Origin of the sequence: Occallatibacter sp. (assembly GCF_049802275.1) — a bacterium.
Classification (GTDB): Bacteria; Acidobacteriota; Terriglobia; order Terriglobales; family Acidobacteriaceae; genus Telmatobacter.
Window position 1 is genome coordinate 1 of record NZ_JBARMD010000626.1, and the last position, 4,310, is coordinate 4,310.

Annotated in this window: 4 protein-coding genes; all 4 read left to right on the plus strand. The window is 59.5% G+C overall.

Annotated elements, in window-relative coordinates; genetic code table 11:
- Positions 1-439, plus strand: a 439-nt coding sequence (locus WA354_RS21140) for a N5-glutamine methyltransferase family protein (RefSeq protein ID WP_472815002.1), incomplete at its 5' end; no start/stop codon positions are given.
- Positions 440-546: 107 nt separating this feature from the next.
- Complete coding sequence (locus tag WA354_RS21145) at positions 547-1,593, plus strand: NAD(P)-dependent alcohol dehydrogenase (protein WP_472815003.1); 1,047 nt, start codon at positions 547-549, stop codon at positions 1,591-1,593.
- Positions 1,594-1,820: 227 nt separating this feature from the next.
- Complete coding sequence (locus WA354_RS21150; RefSeq protein WP_472815004.1) at positions 1,821-3,113, plus strand: GRP family sugar transporter; 1,293 nt, start codon at positions 1,821-1,823, stop codon at positions 3,111-3,113.
- A gap of 49 nt (positions 3,114-3,162) precedes the next feature.
- Positions 3,163-4,101: a carbohydrate kinase family protein gene (locus WA354_RS21155; RefSeq protein ID WP_472815005.1), complete on the plus strand. Its 939-nt coding sequence runs from the start codon at positions 3,163-3,165 to the stop codon at positions 4,099-4,101.
- Positions 4,102-4,310: the final 209 nt, after the last annotated feature.

Consider the following 4,310-nt stretch of genomic DNA (forward strand, 5'->3'; position numbering starts at 1 on the left):
CGCGATCCTCACCGCCATCGACGTCTCTCAGTCCGCGCTCGCAATCGCGCGCGGAAATGCGACCCGCAACAACCTGGCCGAGCAAATCCGCTTCCTGCACGGCGATCTCCTCGCGCCCGTGGCGGGAGAACAATTCGAGTTTGTCGTCTCCAACCCCCCTTACGTTCCCAACACCGACCGCGCCCTCATCTCCGTCGAAGTTCGCGAGCATGAGCCGGCAGTCGCACTCTTCGGGGGAGAGGACGGCCTGGCCGTCTACCGGCGATTGATTCCCGCCGCGCACACAGCTCTGGTCCCCGGCGGATATCTCGCGTTCGAGTTCGGATTTAGCCAGATGCCCGACGTCGAATCTCTCCTCAAGAATGCCGGCTTCCAGAACATCGAATTCACTCACGACCTCCAGGGCATCCCGCGTATCGCATCTGCTCAGAAGAACTAAGATTCCGCGCGAATAACAGAATTCATGGGAATCTCTCAGTTTCGCCGCGCTCCGATGCTGATTCACAGTGCGCGTGATTTACACTCGTCTCCGGAAGGAAACACTTCATGCCGCCGTCCAAAGGTTATGCAGCGCTCGACACCAAATCGCCGCTGGCTCCCCACGCTTTCAGCCGCCGCGAGCCCGGTCCCACTGAAATCGTCATTGAAATTCTTTACTGCGGAGTCTGCCATTCTGACCTGCACATGGCCCGCAACGAGTGGGGCAACGCGATCTATCCCATGGTCCCCGGACATGAGATTGTCGGCCGGGTGGCCGCTACTGGAAACTCGTCCAAAAAGTTTAAGGTCGGAGACATCGCAGCGGTCGGCGTCATCATCGACTCCTGCCGTCACTGCGCTCCCTGCAAGCGTGGCGAAGAGCATTTCTGTGCAGAGGGCCCCACTCTTACCTACGCCGCGAAAGATCGCGTCGACGGCTCACTCACCATGGGTGGCTATTCAAACAACTACGTTGTCGACGAGCGATTCGCCCACACGGTTCCCGCCAATCTCGATCTTGCCGCGGTGGCCCCGCTGCTTTGCGCCGGCATCACCACATACTCGCCGCTGCGCCACTGGAACGTCGGCCCCGGCAAGAAAGTCGGCATCGTCGGACTCGGCGGCCTCGGACACATGGCTCTCAAATTTGCTCATTCGTTTGGTGCGCACACTGTGCAGCTGACCACGTCACTCAAGAAAAAAGATGACGCGATCAAACTCGGCGCGGATGAAGTGGTGCTCTCCACCGACGAAGCTGCGATGAAGAAGCACGCCGGCACTTTCGACTTCATCCTCGACACGGCCTCGGCGCCGCACGCGCTTGAGCCGTACCTCTCATTGCTCAAACAGGACGGCACCATCACCCTGGTCGGACTGCCGGAAAAACCTCCTTCCATCAATATGTTTTCGCTCATCTCCAAGCGTGCCTCCATCGCCGGGTCGATGATCGGCGGCATGCCTGAAACGCAGGAGATGCTCGAGTACTGCGGCCGCAACAACATCACTGCCGAGGTCGAAGTTATCCCCATCCAAAAGATCAACGAGGCCTTCGAACGCATGTTGAAGCAGGATGTGAAATACCGGTTCGTCATTGACATGAGTTCCCTCAAATAGGAAAACTGAAAACGCAGCCTGACACTGTGAACGAAGCAAGGCCGCAGGAAACGAATAATCGTTCGGAATAAGACAATGGCCATACTGACCGACAAGCACTTCGTGATTCCGCTGATCGTCCTCTGCCTTGGTGTGGGGTTGCTCGTTGCGCTTCATTGAGACGATGAGCCTGCTGTCGTTGCAAATTGCGTCGCGAAATTCGTAATAAAGGGAACAATGCAGGAAGTATGAATTCAGCGTCCCGCACTAATTCGCCTCCTGTCGTCAGATCGGTGCATGGCATCGGTGTCGCGTGCGGCCTCGCCGCAGGGGTTTGGCTGGGCGCGGCCGAGGCGCCAACCAAGCTGGTCAACTCCGGCCTGTCTCCCTACGCCATCTCGCTCTGCATGGTCGCGGGCGTCTTCACCGCACGATGGACCGTTCCCACGCTGCTCAAAGGTACGCGCCAGGTCTTCGCGGATCTGTCTGAACATCGCCACCTCATCCCGATTGCGATTCTGGCAGGCATGTTGTGGGCCGTAGCCAACACGCTCACCGTCTTCGCCATTCGCGACGTTGGACTCGCAATTGCCTTCCCACTGTGGAACACCAACTCCCTCGTCGGCATCCTCTGGGGCCGTCTGCTCTTCGGAGAGTTGAAGGGCGCAAGCCGCACCAACATCGCCAAGGTCGTCCTCGGCGCGCTGGCCATCGTCGCTGCAGCGGTGATGCTGGGCTTCAGTACCATTCACACGAGCGGCGCGCACGGGGACCGTGCAGTCGGCGGAGTTCTCGCCGCAATCGGCGCCAGCCTGCTGTGGGGAACGATGTATATCCCCTATCGCAAGGCTTATATCAGCGGCTTGAATCCCCTTTCTTTCGTTACGGTTTTCACCATCGGCGAACTGGGCACGATGCTCGCGCTCGTCTTCGCGCTGGATGGCGGAACGAAGGCCGCGGTTTTCCATTCAGGCGAGATCCGTCATCTTCTCTTCTGGCTCTTTCTCGGCGGATTCGTGTGGGTCATCGGCGACCTCTTTCAACAATTCGCTACCAAGTACCTCGGCATCGGACGCGGCATTCCGCTTTCGAACACCAACCAGATGTGGGGACTGGCATGGGGCGCGCTGGTCTTCGGCGAGCTGGCCCATGCCGACGCAACCCATCGCCTTCTCGTGGTGATCGGATCGGTTGTCATGATCTGCGGAGCCCTCGCCGTCACCACCGCGGTCGCAACGGAGAAGGAGAACTCATCGATGCGCGAGGCGCTCGTCCGTGAGTGTGCCCGCTACGATCTTGATTACGATCGCGTCATTCGAACTTATGCCGGAGAAGTGCCAGCCACGAGCGCCACTCGCCGCGCATGGTGGGATTATGTAATTCTCGCCGCCGCCGTGGGCGTCTTCATCTGGCTTGGCATCAATGCCCGGATTCCGGCGCTCGCCATGAATTTCGCCTGGGTAGGGGTCCTTGCAGTGATCCTGCTGGCCAGCGCAGCCGCGGGTGCATGGCTGCTTTGGAAGACGACAAAATTCTCATAGCACTCTCGCTGCCTTTGGCGCGCAGAATTCTGCCGCTAAAATAAGAACTATGCTGGAATCCGGTAAGGTCGATCTCGTTGGAGTGGGTCTCAATGCAATCGACACCCTGATTCCCCTTGCACAGTTCCCTGCCCGTGGTTCCAAGACCGAGTACACCGGCGCCAGCATCCTCCCCGGTGGCCAGGTCGCTACCACCGTCATCGCGTGCCAATCCTGGGGACTGAACACACGTTATGTCGGCAAACTTGGTGACGACGAATCAGGCAATCTGCATCGCCACGCATTTGCGAACGCAGGCGTAGATGCGCGCCTTATAACTGTCGCAAATGCGGCCAGCCCGCAATCGCTCATCCTCGTGGATGATGGCGGAGAAAGAACAGTACTTTGTCGCCGCGATGAACGCCTCCTGCTCCAACCCTCCGATCTCGATCGCTCATGGATCGTGAACACGCGCGCCCTGCACGTGGACGGTTTCGAAACGGCCGCCGCAACCCAGGCCGCTGCCTGGGCCCATTCCGCAGGAGTTCCCGTCATTGCGGATCTCGATGAGATCTACCCCGGTGTCGAAGACCTGATTGACAATGTCGATTTTCTTATCGTCAGCCGCGACTTTCCCACGCGTCTCACCGGCGAACGCAATCTTGAACAGGCTCTTCGCGCCGCCCGGAAGCGCTTTGGCTGCGCTCTGACCGCGGCAACACTGGGCGAAGACGGGGTTCTTGCGTGGGATGGCAAGCGCTTCCATGCCTGTGCCGCCTATCGTGTGCCCGTTGTCGACACCACCGGTGCCGGCGACATTTTTCATGCGGGATTCATCTTCGGGTTACTGCAAGATTGGCCGCTCGATCGCCAACTCGACTTTGCCTGCGCAGCCGCAGCTCTCAACTGCACTTGTACCGGCGCGCGCGGGGGCATTGGCGAAGTTCAGGCCATCGAAAAGCTCATGGCAACTGCCTCTCGCTACGCTGTAGCCCCGGCCGTGGACTAATCGCTGCGTCAGCTCGGGCCGTCTGCCCTCCAGCTGCACCGGCAACTCGCTGCTCGGGATGTTCTCCGGCATGCTCTCGAAGGTGCTTCCCGGCGCGGACAAGAAGCCCCGGTACAACAATCAGCCGCTGGTATGGCTGCAGGGAGTGCGGGTCAATGCCGGATCGAACTCCATCACTCTCGACGCCTACAACGCTGCAATCGTGAATT